This is a genomic window from Enterococcus sp. AMC1251 (assembly GCF_058216535.1).
In genome coordinates, this window is the sequence record NZ_CM177098.1 from 2,560,864 (window position 1) to 2,578,853 (window position 17,990).

The 17,990-nt window shown below is 33.4% G+C and carries 18 protein-coding genes and 1 pseudogene; 2 read left to right on the forward strand and 17 right to left on the reverse strand.

Translation table 11 applies throughout. The features are described 5' to 3' along the window. Positions 1-72: 72 nt before the first annotated feature. Positions 73-363: a hypothetical protein gene (locus AC4BBR_RS12095; protein WP_490459781.1), complete on the reverse strand. Its 291-nt coding sequence runs from the start codon at positions 361-363 to the stop codon at positions 73-75. 402 nt (positions 364-765) lie between these two features. On the opposite strand from AC4BBR_RS12095, the pseudogene AC4BBR_RS12100 reads away from it, so the two are divergent. Then, a pseudogene (locus AC4BBR_RS12100) lies at positions 766-1,152 on the forward strand (transposase); the annotation flags it as partial. Positions 1,153-1,224: 72 nt separating this feature from the next. On the opposite strand, the gene AC4BBR_RS12105 reads toward AC4BBR_RS12100, so the two are convergent. The 10 genes from AC4BBR_RS12105 to AC4BBR_RS12150 form a co-directional block, all read right to left on the reverse strand. Next, entirely contained in the window at positions 1,225-1,602 is a 378-nt protein-coding gene (locus AC4BBR_RS12105; RefSeq protein WP_490459782.1) for a hypothetical protein, read from the reverse strand. A gap of 23 nt (positions 1,603-1,625) precedes the next feature. Further along, positions 1,626-2,819, reverse strand: coding sequence for a hypothetical protein (locus AC4BBR_RS12110; protein ID WP_490459783.1), 1,194 nt, complete (start codon positions 2,817-2,819; stop codon positions 1,626-1,628). A gap of 450 nt (positions 2,820-3,269) precedes the next feature. Then, positions 3,270-3,668 (reverse strand): hypothetical protein, encoded by a 399-nt coding sequence (locus AC4BBR_RS12115; RefSeq protein WP_490459784.1) that lies wholly within the window; start codon positions 3,666-3,668, stop codon positions 3,270-3,272. Positions 3,669-3,683: 15 nt separating this feature from the next. Then, positions 3,684-4,976, reverse strand: a complete 1,293-nt coding sequence (locus AC4BBR_RS12120) for a T7SS effector LXG polymorphic toxin (RefSeq protein ID WP_490459785.1) — start codon at positions 4,974-4,976, stop codon at positions 3,684-3,686. Beyond that, the gene (locus tag AC4BBR_RS12125) at positions 4,966-5,352 is read right to left on the reverse strand and encodes a hypothetical protein (RefSeq protein ID WP_490459786.1); all 387 of its coding nucleotides are present in this window, start codon (positions 5,350-5,352) and stop codon (positions 4,966-4,968) included. The genes AC4BBR_RS12120 and AC4BBR_RS12125 overlap by 11 nt, the downstream gene beginning before the upstream one ends. Next, on the reverse strand, positions 5,349-5,639 hold the full coding sequence (locus AC4BBR_RS12130; RefSeq protein WP_490459787.1) for a TIGR04197 family type VII secretion effector: 291 nt from the start codon (positions 5,637-5,639) through the stop codon (positions 5,349-5,351). The genes AC4BBR_RS12125 and AC4BBR_RS12130 overlap by 4 nt, the downstream gene beginning before the upstream one ends. Positions 5,640-6,930: 1,291 nt before the next feature. Further along, positions 6,931-7,170 carry a helix-turn-helix transcriptional regulator gene (locus AC4BBR_RS12135; protein WP_490459788.1) on the reverse strand — a complete coding sequence of 80 codons (240 nt, stop codon included), beginning with the start codon at positions 7,168-7,170 and terminating at the stop codon, positions 6,931-6,933. A 424-nt stretch (positions 7,171-7,594) separates the two neighbouring features. Next, complete coding sequence (locus AC4BBR_RS12140; RefSeq protein ID WP_490462120.1) at positions 7,595-7,921, reverse strand: DUF2200 domain-containing protein; 327 nt, start codon at positions 7,919-7,921, stop codon at positions 7,595-7,597. A 316-nt stretch (positions 7,922-8,237) separates the two neighbouring features. Further along, positions 8,238-9,437 (reverse strand): MFS transporter, encoded by a 1,200-nt coding sequence (locus AC4BBR_RS12145; RefSeq protein WP_490459789.1) that lies wholly within the window; start codon positions 9,435-9,437, stop codon positions 8,238-8,240. Positions 9,438-10,121: 684 nt separating this feature from the next. Next, the gene (locus AC4BBR_RS12150) at positions 10,122-10,358 is read right to left on the reverse strand and encodes a hypothetical protein (RefSeq protein ID WP_490459790.1); all 237 of its coding nucleotides are present in this window, start codon (positions 10,356-10,358) and stop codon (positions 10,122-10,124) included. Between the two features lie 612 nt (positions 10,359-10,970). Here AC4BBR_RS12150 and AC4BBR_RS12155 point away from each other — a divergent pair. Further along, positions 10,971-11,204: a hypothetical protein gene (locus AC4BBR_RS12155; protein WP_490459791.1), complete on the forward strand. Its 234-nt coding sequence runs from the start codon at positions 10,971-10,973 to the stop codon at positions 11,202-11,204. A gap of 417 nt (positions 11,205-11,621) precedes the next feature. Here AC4BBR_RS12155 and AC4BBR_RS12160 read toward each other — a convergent pair whose 3' ends face one another. The 6 genes from AC4BBR_RS12160 to AC4BBR_RS12185 form a co-directional block, all read right to left on the reverse strand. Beyond that, positions 11,622-12,671 carry a hypothetical protein gene (locus AC4BBR_RS12160; RefSeq protein WP_490459792.1) on the reverse strand — a complete coding sequence of 350 codons (1,050 nt, stop codon included), beginning with the start codon at positions 12,669-12,671 and terminating at the stop codon, positions 11,622-11,624. Between the two features lie 22 nt (positions 12,672-12,693). Further along, positions 12,694-13,395, reverse strand: coding sequence for a response regulator transcription factor (locus AC4BBR_RS12165; RefSeq protein WP_490459793.1), 702 nt, complete (start codon positions 13,393-13,395; stop codon positions 12,694-12,696). 13 nt (positions 13,396-13,408) lie between these two features. Then, positions 13,409-14,872: a sensor histidine kinase gene (locus AC4BBR_RS12170; RefSeq protein WP_490459794.1), complete on the reverse strand. Its 1,464-nt coding sequence runs from the start codon at positions 14,870-14,872 to the stop codon at positions 13,409-13,411. A gap of 81 nt (positions 14,873-14,953) precedes the next feature. Further along, positions 14,954-15,910: a DUF4822 domain-containing protein gene (locus tag AC4BBR_RS12175; RefSeq protein ID WP_490459795.1), complete on the reverse strand. Its 957-nt coding sequence runs from the start codon at positions 15,908-15,910 to the stop codon at positions 14,954-14,956. Positions 15,911-16,051: 141 nt separating this feature from the next. After that, positions 16,052-17,011: an IS30 family transposase gene (locus AC4BBR_RS12180; protein ID WP_490459128.1), complete on the reverse strand. Its 960-nt coding sequence runs from the start codon at positions 17,009-17,011 to the stop codon at positions 16,052-16,054. Between the two features lie 155 nt (positions 17,012-17,166). Beyond that, entirely contained in the window at positions 17,167-17,874 is a 708-nt protein-coding gene (locus tag AC4BBR_RS12185) for a DUF975 family protein (RefSeq protein ID WP_490459796.1), read from the reverse strand. Positions 17,875-17,990: the final 116 nt, after the last annotated feature.

Here is a 17,990-nt window from a genome sequence, read left to right on the forward strand (position 1 = left end):
CAGATTTCTTTTCTCCGAATCAAAGACTTTATGTTTCTTAGCAGGTGTCCCTTTTTCACGACTCTTATCTAATTACAAAGCCTCATCTACCGCATTAATAGAAGGTGCATTGTTTATTTTATCCACAATAGATTGCCCGACTTTTACTACTCCAGTCCCTTTTTTAATAGCATCCGCTATTTTTCCAGCCTTTCCTAGATTTCCTAATACACCGCCAAATCCAGGAGCAAGGGGCATTTCATTTTTCATCACTTTTAATTCTTCAACTTTGTACTGATCTTTATTTAAGTAATCTTTACATTTTTCTAATTGCTCATATAGTTCTGGGTATTTATCTGGTGAGACAATTTTGCCATTTTTCATTAGATACCAATGACCTAATTCATTTTTAACGATTTCATACCCATCTAATTTGCCAATTGCTTGTTTTACTTGAGCATCTTTCAGATGAAAGTAGAAATACTTTTCTCAGTCCCATGTTCATTTTTAGATAAAAAAACATATCGTTCTCTGATAGAATTAAGCTGCGACACCAAATCTAACGGAGAGGAACGATAGGCTATGCTTCATGATATCAAAAAAAATGCTGAGAATCATAGATGAAAACCTAACAATTTTAGCTGTTTCGTTTCACGAATTGTCCTTAGTCATGGAACTAGCGAAGCAACGTTATTCTTGTCGAAATTGTTCTCGTCATTGGACGGCAAACGCTTATTTTGTTGCCCCACATTGCTTTATCGCCAAGCATGTTTCTGGGAAGATTCTCTCTTTATTAATCGAACGACAATCAACCATTCAACCTACAAAACATGGCGTAGTTTTCGGGCACCAAAGTTTCCTTATCTAACCGAAGCAATGATGATTGAGCGACTTCTTGATTTTTCGCCTAGACTTCGTTTTACTTATCAAGTCTTTCACGAATTGGCAGAAGCTTTCCGAACGAAAAATCACCAAGAATTCTTTGAGCAATTGCGAACTCTTCCAGAAGAATTAGATGAAACATTTCGTACGAGCATCACAAATTTATTAACTTATGAAGAAGGCATTCGTAATGCCATGATTTATCCCTATTCTAACGGGAAACTAGAAGCAATGAATACACATATAAAAACACTCAAGCGTGTCTCTTATGGCTTTAAATCCTTTCAATAACCAACTCTACTATTTTTTCTCATCAGTCCGATTTGACAATGAGCGATCACTTGTGATAACTCATTATATTTATTAGTCTTCCGTATCTTCAATAATTCCATTTGCCTCTACATATTTTCTTTTAAATGACATATAGTCCCGATAGGCTTCTTCAATTTTTTTTCTAGAAATTTTCTCCCATTCACTTTTTAATCGATCACTATGAGTTTGATAATCGCTTTTATTTAAATCTGAATCTATGTCCATTTCTCCACCAAAACCAATAAAATCTTCTAAATTTTGGACAATTCCTGCTTCACCAGCAAAACATAATTCATAATCTGCATAAGTGAATTTTATATCTTTTTCTTTTAATTCATCAAAGGTAAAGCCTTCTATTAACATTTTTTCTAGATCTAACCCATCTTCATAATACACTTCTAATAATACATGCTTCATTCTAGTTTCCATAACAATAAACTCCTTCTAATTATTTAATATTTATGCCCTTTGATTACATCCTTCAACCTAATTTTCCCTTTTCCGTCAGTTTCATAAGTCCCACGGATTCCACCTCTATTATTACCTGTTCCTTTACCTTTAATATCAAAAGCACGTTCACCTTTTCGGTTTCCGGAAAGAGCGTGGTCATGTAGCCCAGTTTTATCTCCTTTTGATAGCTTATCTAATGCATTATCTAACGCTTTTTTCTGTTCTGGAGAAAGTTTTCCAATTTTTCTTTCCACATTTTTAGGTATTTCAATTTCTACTTCATCAGTATTAGAACCACTCAATGAAATGCTAGGTGCATTATTTATTTTATCCACAATAGATTGTCCGACTTTTACTGCTCCAGTCCCTTTTCGAATAGCATCCGCTATTTTTCCAGCTTTTCCTAGATTTCCTAATACACCGCCAAATCCAGGGGCAAGGGGCATTTCATTTCTCATTATTTTTATTTGTTGGGTTCTGTACTGGTCTTCATTTAAAGAATCCTTACATATTTGCAATTGTGCATAGAGTTCTGGGTATTTATCTGGTGAGACAATTTTGCCATTTTTCATTAGATACCAATGACCTAATTCATTTTTAACGATTTCATACCCATCTAATTTGCCAATTGCTTGTTTTACTTGGGCATCTTTCACTTGTTGTTTCATTTTTTCTCGTTGCTTCCATCGGGTATGAATAGGTTTTGCCCATGTCATGTCTAAACGCTCCAAGTCAAAAGTACCTGTTGCTGGATTCCATGCTTTAGAATTGGCTACCTGCGCTAAACCTGTATTAAATTCTTGCTGGCTCGCTTCATAATCTGAAAAGAAACTTGCTGATTGAGCATCGTACGCATGAAATTTTTCTAACTTCTCTCGACGTTTATCAATACTCTCACAGGCATTGATATATCTCCGTTCTAAATCTGGTCGTGGTGTTTTAGCGGTACTCATTTGGTGATCTAAACGCTGCTTTAACTGCTCGAACTGATTGATTTCTTCTAGGATGAGATCTTCATCCGTATCGATTCCGCTAACTGTTCCTTGGTATTCACTAAGAAACTTTTTATGCGCACTTTCCAACGCTTCACCTGTCATTATAGCAGACTGGCATAGCGGAGTATAAGCGATCATGAAATAATTTTTAGCTGAATCGTATGCCTTACTAGATAAGGGAGCAGATAAAAATGTTCGCATACTTGCTTTTAGTGACGCAAATACCTTTAAATTATCGCTCAGAAGATATCCACTAAAATAAAAGAAAAAGCTGAAGCCTTATATATCAAAGGTTCAGCTAGCTACTCTTTATATTCTACTTTTCTTCTTTAGCCATGAATGACGATCGCATTTCATAGCTCTGCATCTATCGTCACATAGCCATTAAAAAGAATAAAATATTCATCGCCACTCACCGAATATCATTAGATGTTATCACCATCTTTGTTATTCAACACTACTCTTATCAGCAGTGGAGGAGTACCATACATACTATACAGAGAAAGACAGCATCTCGCTATCTTTGGAATCATAAAAATTTTACTTTCTTTAAGCAATTTCATTAAATTCATCACATCTTTGTACAATACTTCTAGTAACACATATTATATTTTAGCTTTTGAAATAACAACTTCTTATTAAATGAATATATTAATGATTTTTGGTCTGGTATTCCATGTGTGGTGGAATGCCAGAGACAATATCGATTATGTCATTTCTCGTCACTATTACATAGTGCTCAACATCACCTAAAAATCCTGCACTTTCAACATCCAACCAATCTACATAAGAAGAATTCTCTACTTTATATATTGGATTCCCTATAAAATTTTTTCTATATTTTTGTAAGATTTCAACATCATGATACGTTGCAATTCTTCTTCCTTCGTCAGTAAACCTCAAAGAATCAACAAACCCAAAAAGTATATTTAAATCTTGATTATGACCTGTTAATTTTATTACTGTACCATGCTCATTTCTCGTTATTTCATAAACTTCATAATCATCATGCAACATGTTTTCAGAGTTATATTCTATCCATTGCTCCATTGAGTGACCTCCTTCTTATTCATTATATCTAATTTTTTTAATTTTAGTTCCTGGCACTTTTATTTCAAGTGTAGAACCACCTGTCTCACTCCCTGGTCTAACTGATATAGTTGTACCATCATCTAAAACACCTTGTAAACCCTCACCGTATTGTGTATCTATTTTTTTCACATTTTTAGGATTGAATGAATTAAAGTCATCTACTGCATCATTCATCCCGCCTTCTTTTTCATAATTTTTAGCATTACCTTTTTTTCTTGTAGTATCTTTAGCATCTTTTATTACTTCATTCACTTTTTTTTCAGTCGTCCAATTTATAGAAGGCGCGTTATTTATTTTATCTACAATAGATTGTCCGACTTTTACTACTCCAGTCCCTTTTCGAATAGCATCCGCTATTTTTCCAGCCTTTCCTAGATTTACTAACACACCGCCAAATCCAGGAGCAAGGGGCATTTCATTTCTCATTATTTTTATTTGTTGGGTTCTGTACTGGTCTTCATTTAAAGAATCCTTACATATTTGCAATTGTGCATAGAGTTCTGGGTATTTATCTGGTGAGACAATTTTGCCATTTTTCATTAGATACCAATGACCTAATTCATTTTTAACGATTTCATACCCATCTAATTTGCCAATTGCTTGTTTTACTTGGGCATCTTTCACTTGTTGTTTCATTTTTTCTCGTTGCTTCCATCGGGTATGAATAGGTTTTGCCCATGTCATGTCTAAACGCTCCAAGTCAAAAGTACCTGTTGCTGGATTCCATGCTTTAGAATTGGCTACCTGCGCTAAACCTGTATTAAATTCTTGCTGGCTCGCTTCATAATCTGAAAAAAAACTTGCTGATTGAGCATCGTACGCATGAAATTTTTCTAACTTCTCTCGACGTTTCTCAATACTTTCACAGGCATTGATATATCTACGTTCTAAATCTGGTCGTGGTGTTTTAGCGGTACTCATTTGGTGATCTAAGCGCTGCTTCAACTGCTCGAACTGATTGATTTCTTCTAGGATCAGATCTTCATCCGTATCAATCCCACTAACAGTTCCTTGATATTCACTAAGAAACTTTTTATGCGCACTTTCCAGCGCTTCACCTGTCATTATAGCAGACTGGCATAGCGGTGTATAAGCGACCATGAAATAATTTTTAGCTGAATCATAGGCCTTACTTGAAAGTGGTGCGGATAAAAACAGTTGGATACTCGCTTGTAACGATGTGATTGCCTGATTCGCTTGATTGGTCAATTGACTCGCTTGTGATGATCGTGTCTGTGCTTCACCCACATAAAATTTAAGTCCCATGTTTTTTTTCCTCCGACTTCTTCCAGAACGCTTGTTGCTCTGCTTTGAGTTTTTCTTCCTGATCAAACAAGTTGCGTTCGTCTTTTTTTAGCTGAAGGAGTTGTTCATCAAATTCTCGTTGGGCTTTTTTTGCGAGATGAAGGCTCTCATCTCCCCTTTCTTCAAAAAATGCTCGCTCTTGTGCTTCGCAATTTCCTAAGACAAAATCATAAGCCGCCTGTTCTTGTCGTTGTAGTTGGAAAAATGCTTCTTGTTGCTCTTCTATGTAGCGTTGCTCTTTTCTAATGACTAACTGATCTTCTTGAAGTTTTTCCAAACGAATTCTAAACTGATAATTTTTTTGATCAAACTCCTGTTGTTCCTGAATCTCACTCATGACAAGCCTCCTGGAAGGTTAAATTTTGTCAATTGTGCAATATTCTGATCGATTCGTTCAAACTCTTTCGCAACGGAATGAATATTATCACCCGCTGAAACAACACTGGTAGACAATGCTGCTAATCCCTGTTGGTAGTTATTGAGCGATTGTACAGCTGGGGCGTTGCCTGAAACATTTGTACTAGACGCAGACACAGCAACACTGATACTATTTAAAGCACTTGCTGACTGACTAAATGAAGCTGAAATACCTCTGGCAATACTGGAATTACTATTAATGGTCATTGGATCACTCCTCCTTTGATAAATTCATTTCAATTACATTTTATCATAATAAGATAGTTATTTAAATCTAATAGTTTATTTAATTGTATTTATTAGCCAACATTTTTTTAATGATCATTTACACATATAATTTACAATAAAAAAAGTGATCTTTCTGTAGCTGCACAAGATCACTTTTGACTATACCCTAATTTTACATAAAACTTAACTCATTAATTAACAACGATTAACTTAAACAGGATTATATGTTGAAAAATAAGTAATCCAACTTACTCCGCCATTAGGAGGGGGCGAAGGAAAATAATAAATATGTCCAAGGTAAACTGCCTCTTTCCCTCTATAAATGTTATGAAAGTAAACAGAATCTCCAGAAACAGCAACTGCATAATACTAAGGATTGGTTTTTATGTTCCTAAACATGAAACGATATCCACTATATCTCCATCCACTTTCTGAAAAACTACCTGAGCCTTTGTTCATAGGAATTTCGTCTAAATATCTTATCGCTTTTGGTACGTTAGCATCTCTACTCATAATAACAGGTGGTTCAGATAAAATTTCTGAAGCTAGTACTTCTTCTTTACATAAGTCTCTTCCATTACCTCTGCCAGTATATATTCTTTTGCTTCTTCCTGATTTTCAAGTAGCAATGCTTTTAATTTCCGATTGTTCCATTTACAATACCAACAACGTTTGGTTCATTTTATTTCCCCACTTATTTTCATTTATAAATTATAATTATATTCATTACTGCTATTTTAACAGAAGATACTCCTTCTTTTTGATTAGACAAATGAGTTTGTAAATGTAAGGTTAGTTCTTAAATTAGGAGATTTCAAATCCATATTTTAGTCATAAGAGGAACTGACTACATAAAAAAATAGTATATGAATCAACGTTAGTTTTTTCCCTTTACTAAAAGCATAGCTTTCAAAATTGCTGATGCTTACAAATAAAACGGATAAGCTGCTTTTTATTCCAGAAGTGTTAGAACCTTGAGCGAAAGAGAATGCTTTTTTTGATGAAAAAGAACTATCTGATAAACTACTAGTAAAGTGATTCGTCAGATCATTTACAACACCTTAGTCTATACTGATTTTTGTCATCTAAATAAACCTTCCTAACTTTTAGTTTTATAAAAAATCATAAAATAAACTGTGCTATAAAAGAGCGAAAAATCACTATTTTAGTAATCTATTGAATAGACTAAAAAAAGCCGTCTAAGCGGCTTATACTTATTATAATAGTTGTATCTCCAATAGGGCATGGGCAAACGTACCTTCTTAACTATTCAAATTTCATCTATTTTTTTATCTTCTTCACGAACTATCAAATCTTTCCCTTTTAAAATTTCATCTAGTGAAAAATCAAAAAAGAAGCTTAGTTCCACCAATGTGTCAATATTAGGATACGATTTTTCATTTTCCCACCGCGAAACAGTTTGTCTCGTCACATGAAATTTAGCAGCAACATCCTGTTGTGTTAAATTTTTTTGTTCTCTTCGAACTTTCAATAATTTTCCTATCTCCATAAATCGTCATCCTACCTTCAAAACATTTTTTATGTATGAGATTTTCTTATGATTTTACATAAAAAAATGTCGAACTACCTTGTTTCGTTTGATTTTTGTTCATTGACTTGCTAAAACATCTTCTTCACCAAAGATGCTCTTTCCTCGAGAATCGTAAAAAAATGGATTCCTTCAAGTTTGTCCCTTTAGTATGTGTTCTCTTAAATATCACATATTAAGACTGATTTAAAAAGCAATTTCAATGTTACGTCGCTCTATATCAACACTTTTCATAATTATTTGATTATCTTTTTTAGTTTTATACTAGTAATTGGATAAAAAGGGGTGGTTATTATCATTTATAATAAAAAAAGCCCTATCAAATTTATATGCTAACTACTTTCTAGCAAAAAAAATGATCGGACTACTTTTCTATTCTTAATAATTATTTTCTCAATATCTTTTCCATCGCTTTTCCTTTAGCTAATTCGTCAATTAACTTATCCAGATAACGAATTTTCTGCATTAACTCATCTTCTATCTCTTCCACACGATACCCGCAAATCATACCTTTGATCAACGAAACATTGGGATTTAATTTGGGTGCTTCTTCAAAGAACGTCTCAAAATCAACCTTTGTATCTACTTGTTTTTGTAATAAAGCCTCATCATAGCCTGTTAACCAAACAATTATTTCGTCAACCTCTGTTTTTGTTCGTCCTTTTTTTTCTGCTTTTTGAATATATAGCGGATAAACACTGGCAAAAGACATCGTGAATATTTTGGGTTTTTTCGCTTCCACTTTTTCTCCTCCTCTATTAAGTATTTTTTCTGTTTTATATTAGTATAACTTCATTTAGATCATTGTTAAATTTTTATGTTTCTGTTCCCTTTTTCCCTTTGTTTTTCAGCTATATTAGTAATGACATTAGTACCGATCCCTTCTTTAGTAAACTTTCTACAAAACTCTAATACTTTTTAATAATAAAATATCGAAAAAAATAGGAAGAAACTATGCATGAGTTTTTTTGACTCATCCATAGTTCCGCATTTCCAATCCAAGAGGCTAATCTATGTAACTAGATCCCTTATTTTTGTTTAATAAACATAATCGTGAAGGCTGCTAATAGTCCAACAACTAAAAAGAAAATAAATGAAGATATATACTGCCCATTTGACATGCCAACTAATATTCCAATAAGCGTAGGTGAAACAAAACCACCAAGAATCCCTCCTGTAGCAAGTGTTCCGTAACTTGGCGCAAACTTTGGCCCTTCAAAAATCCGTAATGGAATACTCATCATCGTCACAAATGAAATGATAAAAAAGAAGTTGGCTAATCCCATAGAAATCGATAATAAAAACAAATTGTCGATATAATAAGAACTGAATGCCAAAAGTCCACCTAAAATAGCAGTAACCGCAACAATTACTTTTTCCTTATGTTGGAAAAATCTACCTACAACATAGCTACCACCAATTGAACCAATTAACATGAATAAACCGCCTACACTGCTAATCATCGCAGCACTATTTAAGTCCAGACCTTTTTCACCAGTCAAAAAACTCGGTACCCAACTTGAAAGTCCATATAATGAACAATTGATAAAAAATGAACTTAAAAACAAAATCCATACTCGGACATCCGACCAAACCACTAAAATAGAAATTTTTTCCGTTTTTATTCCTATATTGTCAGCTTCTTTTTCTATTTTTTTATCTCTAGGTATAGCAAAAATCAGAAAAATCGCAACAATAATCGTTAACGCAGTTAACGTAAAGTAAGCAGCTTGCCATCCCACAGTTGTAATAATTGGTGAAAGTGCCAGTGGACCAATAAATCCCGCTATTCCAGAAGAAGATAGCAAAATACCTAGGGCAAATGTTCGTTTTTCCACTGGAACATTCAACGTGATTTCTTTACTAGCTGATGAAGCATAGCCAGAATGAGCTAGCAATCCAGTTAAAAAACGTAATATTATAAACATAATTAATGATGTTCCAAAACCAAATAAAAATGAAAATAGACCAATTCCTAGTATTGAACCAATCAAAACAACTCGTGAGCCGACTTTGTTAATAATCAGCCCCATTGGAATCAGCATAATCGCATAACCTAAGAAAAAAGCACTCATGATCATTCCTTTAGCTGTTGGTTCAAAGCCAAATTCAATTGAAATCGGGATTAGCGAATACCCGACTAAAAGCTTATCAATGTAGGCCATAGTATAACCGAAAAATAGTGCAATTAGTAACAACACCGTTTTCTTTGGCTCTTTTCTTTTCATAAATCCTCCTTACTTTAAAAACGTAGCAGGCTTTTGCTCGTCCAACCTTAATAAGAAAATAGAAAAAAGGCTAGAATAAAACGAAAAAATAGTTTTGTATCATCCTCTAAAAACGAATGAACGGTGAGAAAAAGCAGCTGCTACACATCATTTTAATCTCTTTAATTTCTATACATAAAACTTTGTAGAATAAATTCTTGCACTTCGAATCCATCAATGCCTAAGTGCTGATGGATTCAAAAATAAGCTGAAATCACTTGGACGTTTGACAATTTTTGGTAATTCCCCATTTATTGTACAACTTCACGCGTTATGATTTTTAGGACTCACTCGTCTCCCGGAGTTAAACTCTTTGTTCTTGTTTTTTTCTTTTCCTAAAAAACCAATCTGCATTATTAGATAACACTATACCCTAAATATCTGAACTCTTTACTCACAGTCTTTCTTACATTAAAATGAATACTATTTCTCTAGTATAATCTATTATTAAAAGAAAAAAAAGGATAATACTAGAAAAAAGCAGATTAATCATTAGTAGAAAATAAAATTAAAAATAGGAGAATTCAATAACAAAAATATTTGAATTATCTATCGAATTTCCTTTATTTTCTACAGGAAATATCATAAGGTCGAAAAAAGAATAACTACCTTAAAAAGATCAAAGTAAAACTCAGCTTAACGAAATTAAAATGCCCATAAACCAAAAAATAAAAATAGTAACCCAATACTAAGTAATGTGAAAAAGCCAAAAATATTATGCATATTTATACCGATTCCATATCCAATACGCTTTTTAATAAAAAAGCGTGATTCAGGAAAATAGGCACCCTTTTCTCGTTTTGATTTGATAATTGAAGGAATCGACAAAACAGGATATACGAGTAAAATCAAAGAAACTATAAAACTTAATGTTTGATCCATGAAAAATATCTTCTTTCTTAATCTATTTAGCATATATCGAACTTATATGAACTAATCTTAAAATATTAGTAGGTATTAACTAAAATAATCAAAACAAAATAAATAACAATACATAGAACAGCCACAAAACTCACAACAAACCAGTTCACATTATGAAAAAAATTCACTAACGCTCTGCCTCTTTTTCTTCGCTTTTTTATCTTCAAGATTTTGAGCATAAGTTAACTCAATAATAAAAGAAAATGTAAGCAAAAAACAAAGACATTATAGTTGGTGGTGTACGCTCGAACGTTTCAATTATATATAAAGTCAAAAAATTAAGATAAGTTGGCAATCTTTTTGATACTAACATGCCTATAAATTTTTCATATGAATCCCCCTTATAGATCTATTATATCACTTAGAGCGTATATACTATCCATTTTTTATATGTTATTCTGTAATATTCTTCTTTTTTAACTATTTATATTTTTTTGATAAATGCTTCCTAGATCATTTTTTTCTGTAATAATTTCACTAGTTCTTTAGGTGTTGTGACGATAGATTGTTTTCTTAATAAATGGTCAAGATGCTTGTTTAAATTGCACAGGTAAAGGGTTTATTGAGACTAAATTGACTTTGCTTGATCCAATTCGCAGTACTTGTGAGGCTTGTCAAGGACAAAAATATCAAAAGAACGTTTTAAACTATTTCTATAATCATAAGAATACCGTTGATCTACTTGCTCTTTCCGTTGAAGAAAATTACTATTTTTTTAAAGATCATCAAACCATTGCAAAACAATTATATTGGTTGGATACGATCGATCTGGGCTATCTCACATTAGTGCTGACACTAGAAACATGATCAAGAGGAGAAGTGCAACGTTTAAAATTAGCTAGCAATCTTGAGTTCAAAAATAAACTAATCGTCTTAGAAGAGCCGCCAACTGGACTAAGTACATAAGATATTCAGTATTTGCTGCATTAATAAAAAATAAAAATACCCTTTTAATGATTGAGCACAATATCGAGCTAATTCAGCTCGCCGACTGGATGATAGAATTTGCTCCAGGTTTAGGAAAAAAAGTGGCAATGTTATTTTCGAAGGCTTTCCCGCAAAAGCAAACAATGCACCTACCTCTATTACGGGAAAATTTTTAGTGTAGTGTCCTCTTCAAAATAAAAATAGGAAAAAAGTTAGCGTGTTGTTAACTGCTACTTTTTTCCCTACTTCATTTCATTACTTTTCTACCAATCGTAGTTTTAGTTTGCTCGTTTTAATTCATGAAAGATTGATATATTTCGCTAATTTTTGATAGGAAGAAAATGATGGGTGTTTCGTAAGTTCACTGTTATCAATTGTCAATGTTTGCTTATCAATGATTTCCTTAGTTAAGTCATCCGAAAATATGACAAAATCATTATTGGTGTCTTCATTGTAGGTCAGCGAATAATATTTTGACTGACGATAATATTGTTTTAATTGCTCTACAGTAATTTTTTCTGGTTGGTCTGCAAAATATTCGTCATAACGGGCACTTTCAATTTTGCCATCTGTCACAGTCAACTGTAGTCTACCAATCAATCCATTGCCAAATTCTTCAGCATAACCAATATACTTAGTTTTAGATGGCTGTCTGATTTCATCTTTTAGTCCAGCAGCTATCGCCATTAGTCCTTCTCTAGCGGTTGTTGAAGAGCCTTTAACCGTTTCAAAGTTTCCTTCGACTCTATTTTCTTCTCGCATTTGCTTTTCTACAAATGTAATGCCATTAACGACTGTTACTAAAGTCGTATCTGTCCTAGGATTTTGGGCTTGAAAAAATGCATAGTCAGAAAGCCTTTTATTGGCACCTGAGTATTTTGATTCGTAATAATTTTCGGCGCCATATTCATTAAACTCAACATTGATGATTTTACTCATATCATCGGTGACTATCTCTACGATGCCCTTGTTTCCAACATCGAAATATCCTTCATTCGTATAATAGTTTCCTACCATCAAGCCTAAAGGCGGCTGATTTGACCAAAACATTTTTTTTAATTTTTCCTCATAGGGATAAAGAGGTTTTGGATTAGAACCAAAAGTTGTTTGCGTCGCACCAGTCACAACATCATAATTGTAAGTTGTATTTTCAAAGGCCAATTCATTCACAGTTTTTTCTATCTCCTCTTCACTTGATACAATCTCTTCAGATGATGATGGAATGAATAGCGCTTTTTTTGATGATTCACTCGTTTTTTCGGTCTCTTTTCTTTGATCAGATTTACAAGAGGATAAAACGAGCACAGCAAACAAGAAGAGCACAGCTAGTACTTGGTTTTTTTTCATGGATTTCCTCCTTATTGATTTACTAGACATTAAAACGATAACCACTGCCCCAAATAGTTTCTATGGGAACTTCTGATAATTTACCTTTTTTTAATTTCTCTCTGATTCGTCCGATATGTACGACGACGGTGTAAATATCACTGTCAAGATCATCCATAGCCCAAACTTGACGAAATAATTGTTCTTTCATCCAAACTCGATTAGGATGTTCCATAAAAAAGAGTAATAAATCGAATTCTTTCGTGGTAAAAATAAGTTCTTCACCTAAAACAAAGACTCTGCGAGCATTTTTATCTATCGTAATTTGATCAATTTCTATTGTATCATTGACTTGATTTGTTTTTGTTAACAGCTGATAACGTTTGATATGTGCCTGTACACGGGCAACAAGTTCACTTGGGCTAAAAGGTTTTGTCATGTAATCATCTGCTCCAAGCCCCAGCCCTCGGACTTTATCAATATCTTCTTTTTTAGCCGAAACAATCATCAATGGAATATTTTTCTTTTCTCTGATTCGACGACAAATCTCAAAGCCATCCATTGACGGGAGCATGACATCGATCACAATCAAATCAAACGCTTCATTTAAAGCCCGATTTAGACCTGCGAGTCCATCACGTGCAATTTCAGCTACCATGTGATTAATTTCTAAGTAGTCCTTTTGTAATTCAGCAATACTTGCATCATCTTCAATCAATAAAACACGTGCTACTTTATTTAACATACCATTGTCCTCCCTAGGCCTGTTCTAATAGAATCGTCACCGTTGTCCCTTCATGCAATTCACTTTCAATCTCAACTACGCCTTCATGTTTATCTATGATTTGTTTAACGATAGCAAGACCTAGTCCACTACCACCAGTATTCGTTGGTCTGGCTTCTTCTCCTCGATAAAAGTGATCAAAAACATAAGGAAGCTGTTCCTTAGAAATGCCTTGTCCGTTGTCTGACAATTGAATTGCTATTTTTTGTGCCGTTTCAAAAACATCAATCTGGATTGAAAGCGGGCGATCATTTGCTTTAAATTTTAAGCTATTTTCAATTAAATTGATAAATACCCGATTTAATTGCATTCGATCAGCGAATACGTAACTCTCTGTTTCTTTATGATAAGATAATTGTATAGAAACTCGAACATCTTGTAATTGAAATTCTTCAATAATATGTTTTAAGAATTCCTTAATATTGATTCTTTCAAAATGAAAAGGGATCACCGCAGCATCCAATTTTGAATACAAAAATAATTCTTCGATTAGTTCATTTAATGAGTTGGCTTTTGTACGGATAGTCTGCAAATATTTTGCTTGTTTTACTGGTGTATCTGCAACGCCATCCAATAATCCTTCCACATACCCGATAATGGATGTGATCGGTGTTTTTAAGTCATGGGAAATACTCGCTACTAATTCTTTTCGATTATTTTCAAGCTTTTCCTGTTCTTCCATTGAATGGATTAAGGCTTCTCTCATCTTTTCAAAATCGTCCGTCAGTTGCTTTACTTCCAAGGCTGTTTCTTTTGATGAATCCATCATTAAAACTTCAAAATGACCATTTCTGATTTCAGACATTCCTGCACCAAGATTTTCTAATGGACGAATGATTGTTTTTCTTAATAGGTAATTTAAAAATAACAAGCCAGCAATCGCAACAAACACAATCGTAATTATGATCCAAACACCCCATTTAGTCATAAATTCCAAAAAATTATTCTCTTTTTTTAGCACTAAAAGACTTCCAGATGCTTGATTGCTAAAATAAAAATCAAATTTCATGTAGCGATATAAACGGCCAGCGTTATCGATCGTTCCTCTTGTTTCAATATTATTCGCATCGAATTTAGGAAAGTGAACAATTAACGATTTTTCAACCAATTCTTGTGAATAGTAAGCCATTGCTTCTTGTTTACGCACAACGACACCTAATGATTCAGCTTCAAATTTTTGAATCATTTCTTGTAACTCACCCCTTGGTTTTAAAAGCTGATCTGGATCAGATTTAGCTACTCCTCGAAGGTTTATGTATGCAAGTTCTTCTTCTGGACTCAGTGAACGCTGTTGCGTAAATATTTTATAAAGTGCTGCTGGACTGGGAATTTTTCCCGTCGTTACATAAAAAACAATACAGATAATTGAAACTAGTGATAAGCAGGCAATCACAATACCGCCAATATATGAAATAAGGAATCGTTTTTTTATTGTCATGATTTTCTCCTTTGTTTTTATGTACGATAAAGTGATTGATGTTCTCAAATCAAACAGCCGTATGGTTAGTAGGAAATTTTTTTAACTAAACCTTGGATCATACTTTCCCTTATATGGTTCATGTTCAACAAATACAGTAATATCATTGTCAGCTTGATCTTTTCCTATTCGTTTATAGGTGAATTTTTTATTATTTAGCTCAGTAAGCTCAAGTACAGCACCGTATTTATTTTCGCCAATTGAAACGTGTGCTCTGATTTTATTATGATTTAATACATCAAAATAACCGAAATCACCTCGACTAACGCCTGAATCTAAATCGAAAAATTCATATTTGTTTGTCTCAGCATCAAATTTAGCTAAGCTAATAAAGTTTTCATTACTCTCAGTTACATCATTCCCTTTTTCATCAACGACTTTTGTCCCCTTCCATAATGTCTCACCTAAAATTTCAGTACCATTTTTATTCATATCGATTTTTCCAGTCATTGTATCCAATGGTTTTTCTTGCTCTGTAAAACTTAACTCATCTTCATTATAAGGGATATGCTCTACAAACACATCTACTTCATTTCCTGCTTGATCTTTTCCTTTTCTCATATAGGTAAATTTTTTATCCGTTAATTCCGTAAGTTTGACAACTGCTTGATAGTGCAGTGTTTCTGACATCAAAATTCTTTGGCTACCGTCATTTGTGATGAAAAACGTCCCACGATCGTCTCGACTCTCTTTAGTTTGTCCGTCGAAAAATTCATAACGACCTGTATCTCCATCGTATTTTGCTAGCCCAATAAAGTTCACATTTTCTTTTGTTAAATCATTGTTATTTTCATCATACACTTTCGTTCCTTGCCAATTTTTTTTACTTAAAATCGTTGTCAGTTTTTCTCCTTTGTTATTATTCTTACCTTTCTTTGATTGTTCTGTTTGTTGTGGAGCACTTGCTTTTGATTCCTTTAATTCTTTTGCCCCTACACTGCAACCTGCTAATAGTAAAACTAAGCTTGAAACGCCTACAATGATTTTTTTATTGTTCATAATTTTTTTACCTCCCATATTTAAATATAATTTCTTGTTCCATATCTTTAGTATATAGAGGTGTTATAAACAAGTTCTAACAAGAAAATAAACAAATTATAAACAATTTTTTTCTCACATCTTTTTTAATTCTTTGATTTGTCAAATTAAGCTAGACAAATGTCTTTCATTTATGTAACTCAAAAATACTTCTAATGGTGTTCGATAATTTAAAGATTTCCTTGGTATGTGATTTCTTTTAGAGGTGACAGCCGCAACAAAAGCTTGGTCAACTTGATTAAAATCCATTGTTTTAGGCAGCCCATCTTTACGTAATAACCCATTCGAATGCTCATTTAATCCGCGTTGTGAGGGGGTTCCAGGGTCTGCAAAATAGATAGAAATATCATTGACATTACTCATGTTTTTCCAATTTGAAAATTCTTTTCCACAATCAAAGGTAATGGATTTGAACAAGTTTCTGGGAATCTTTTGTAGCCAATCAGTTGTCGCTTTTTCAATATCCAATGCTTTCCGACCATTTGGTTTTAATGTAATAATCACTTTTGAAAGGCGTTCAACTAGAGTGATGATGGCACTTTTATGATGAACGCCAACAATTGTGTCACCTTCTAAATGCCCAAATTCCTGTTGGAAATTAGGGTAGTCAGTGGATCGTTCTGAAATATTGCGTTTAAATGCTTGCTTTCCACGACGTTCTTTATGCCCGTTGGGCTTTCGTTTCCCTTTCATTGGTAGTTTTGAGCAATCAAATTGATTCGCTTTAAACTGACGATAAAGTGTTCTAACAGAGCATGAAATAGGAAACTCAGCTCGACCAATAATCACATCAGGTGTCCACCCTTGAGCCACCATAGATTGAATGTAATCATGCTGTTTTGTAGGCAAACTAATGGGTTGTCGACCACAACGTGTTTTATTTTCTTTATATTGTTGGTAATAGTCACAGATAGATTTTCCTTGTTTCAGGAAGTTGTAAACATTGTAGATTGTCTGTCTAGAACGAGTTAAAGTCTTAGAAACCATCGTAACAGGTTGGCTCATATTGAAATAAGCTTCTATCATCACGAGTTCATTTGATGTAAGATGAGTATAGGTCATTTGTCTTCACTCCTTATAATTCTTTGGTCGGAACTATTTTGAGTGTAGCACAAATGACTTATTTAGTTGTCTAGCTTAATTTTACTATCGGCGTTAGATAAATATAAAAAAGTTGAGCCATAACTCTAAGAGTTATGGCCCAACTTCTATTCCCTTTAAATTGTTACTGTTTTTGGTAAATCTTCATAAAAAGCTGCCTTAGTTGCCGTAATATAAGGTGTTAACCATAAATAACCAATCCCAAGTGTTAAAATTGCTAAAATATGCCAACCAATAAAACTCAGATCTAATATGAATAGCTGACCTTTGTATCCCTTCATCAAGCGTTTGCTTCGTGTAATACATTCTAGAAAACCTGGACGCATACCTGTTTCTTCGTAGCGATCGTAATAAATAAAATAAGCTTGAGAATAAGAATATCCTTTAATAATTCCTGGGATAACTAATAGTAGTAACCATAAGAAAATAAATATAGCCATTAATAAATAAATACAGATAACTCCTAAAACTACAGGTCCTGCAAAACCGCGAAATGCATCTGAAAATGGACGAATACCTTGTCTTTTTCCTCTTAACAAATCAAGAAAAGTCCAAGAGATTCCTGCACTGAACAAAGCTCCTATAATCCCACCTACAAATCCTCCACTACCTCCACTAGAGTTTCCATCGTAACTTGAAGTACTCGTTAATAAATCTGAATTATTTTGAACAAATACAATAGTAGGCAATATTAGTAGAAAAAATAAAAGAAGTCCAATTGCAATTGCAACCAATGTTGGTACTAAACTCATTAATATACTATCTTTCCAACGTCCTCGTAGCACTGCTTTTGCTTCATTTTTCAATTCAGCTCTCGTTTTCATAATATTCGCTCCTTTCAATTTCATATATTTAGTATAACAAACAAATTCTTTTTAAAAAAATATATGTGTTCGAAAAGTTTTTTTATTAAAAATAGATGAGTGAGATATTGCATTCA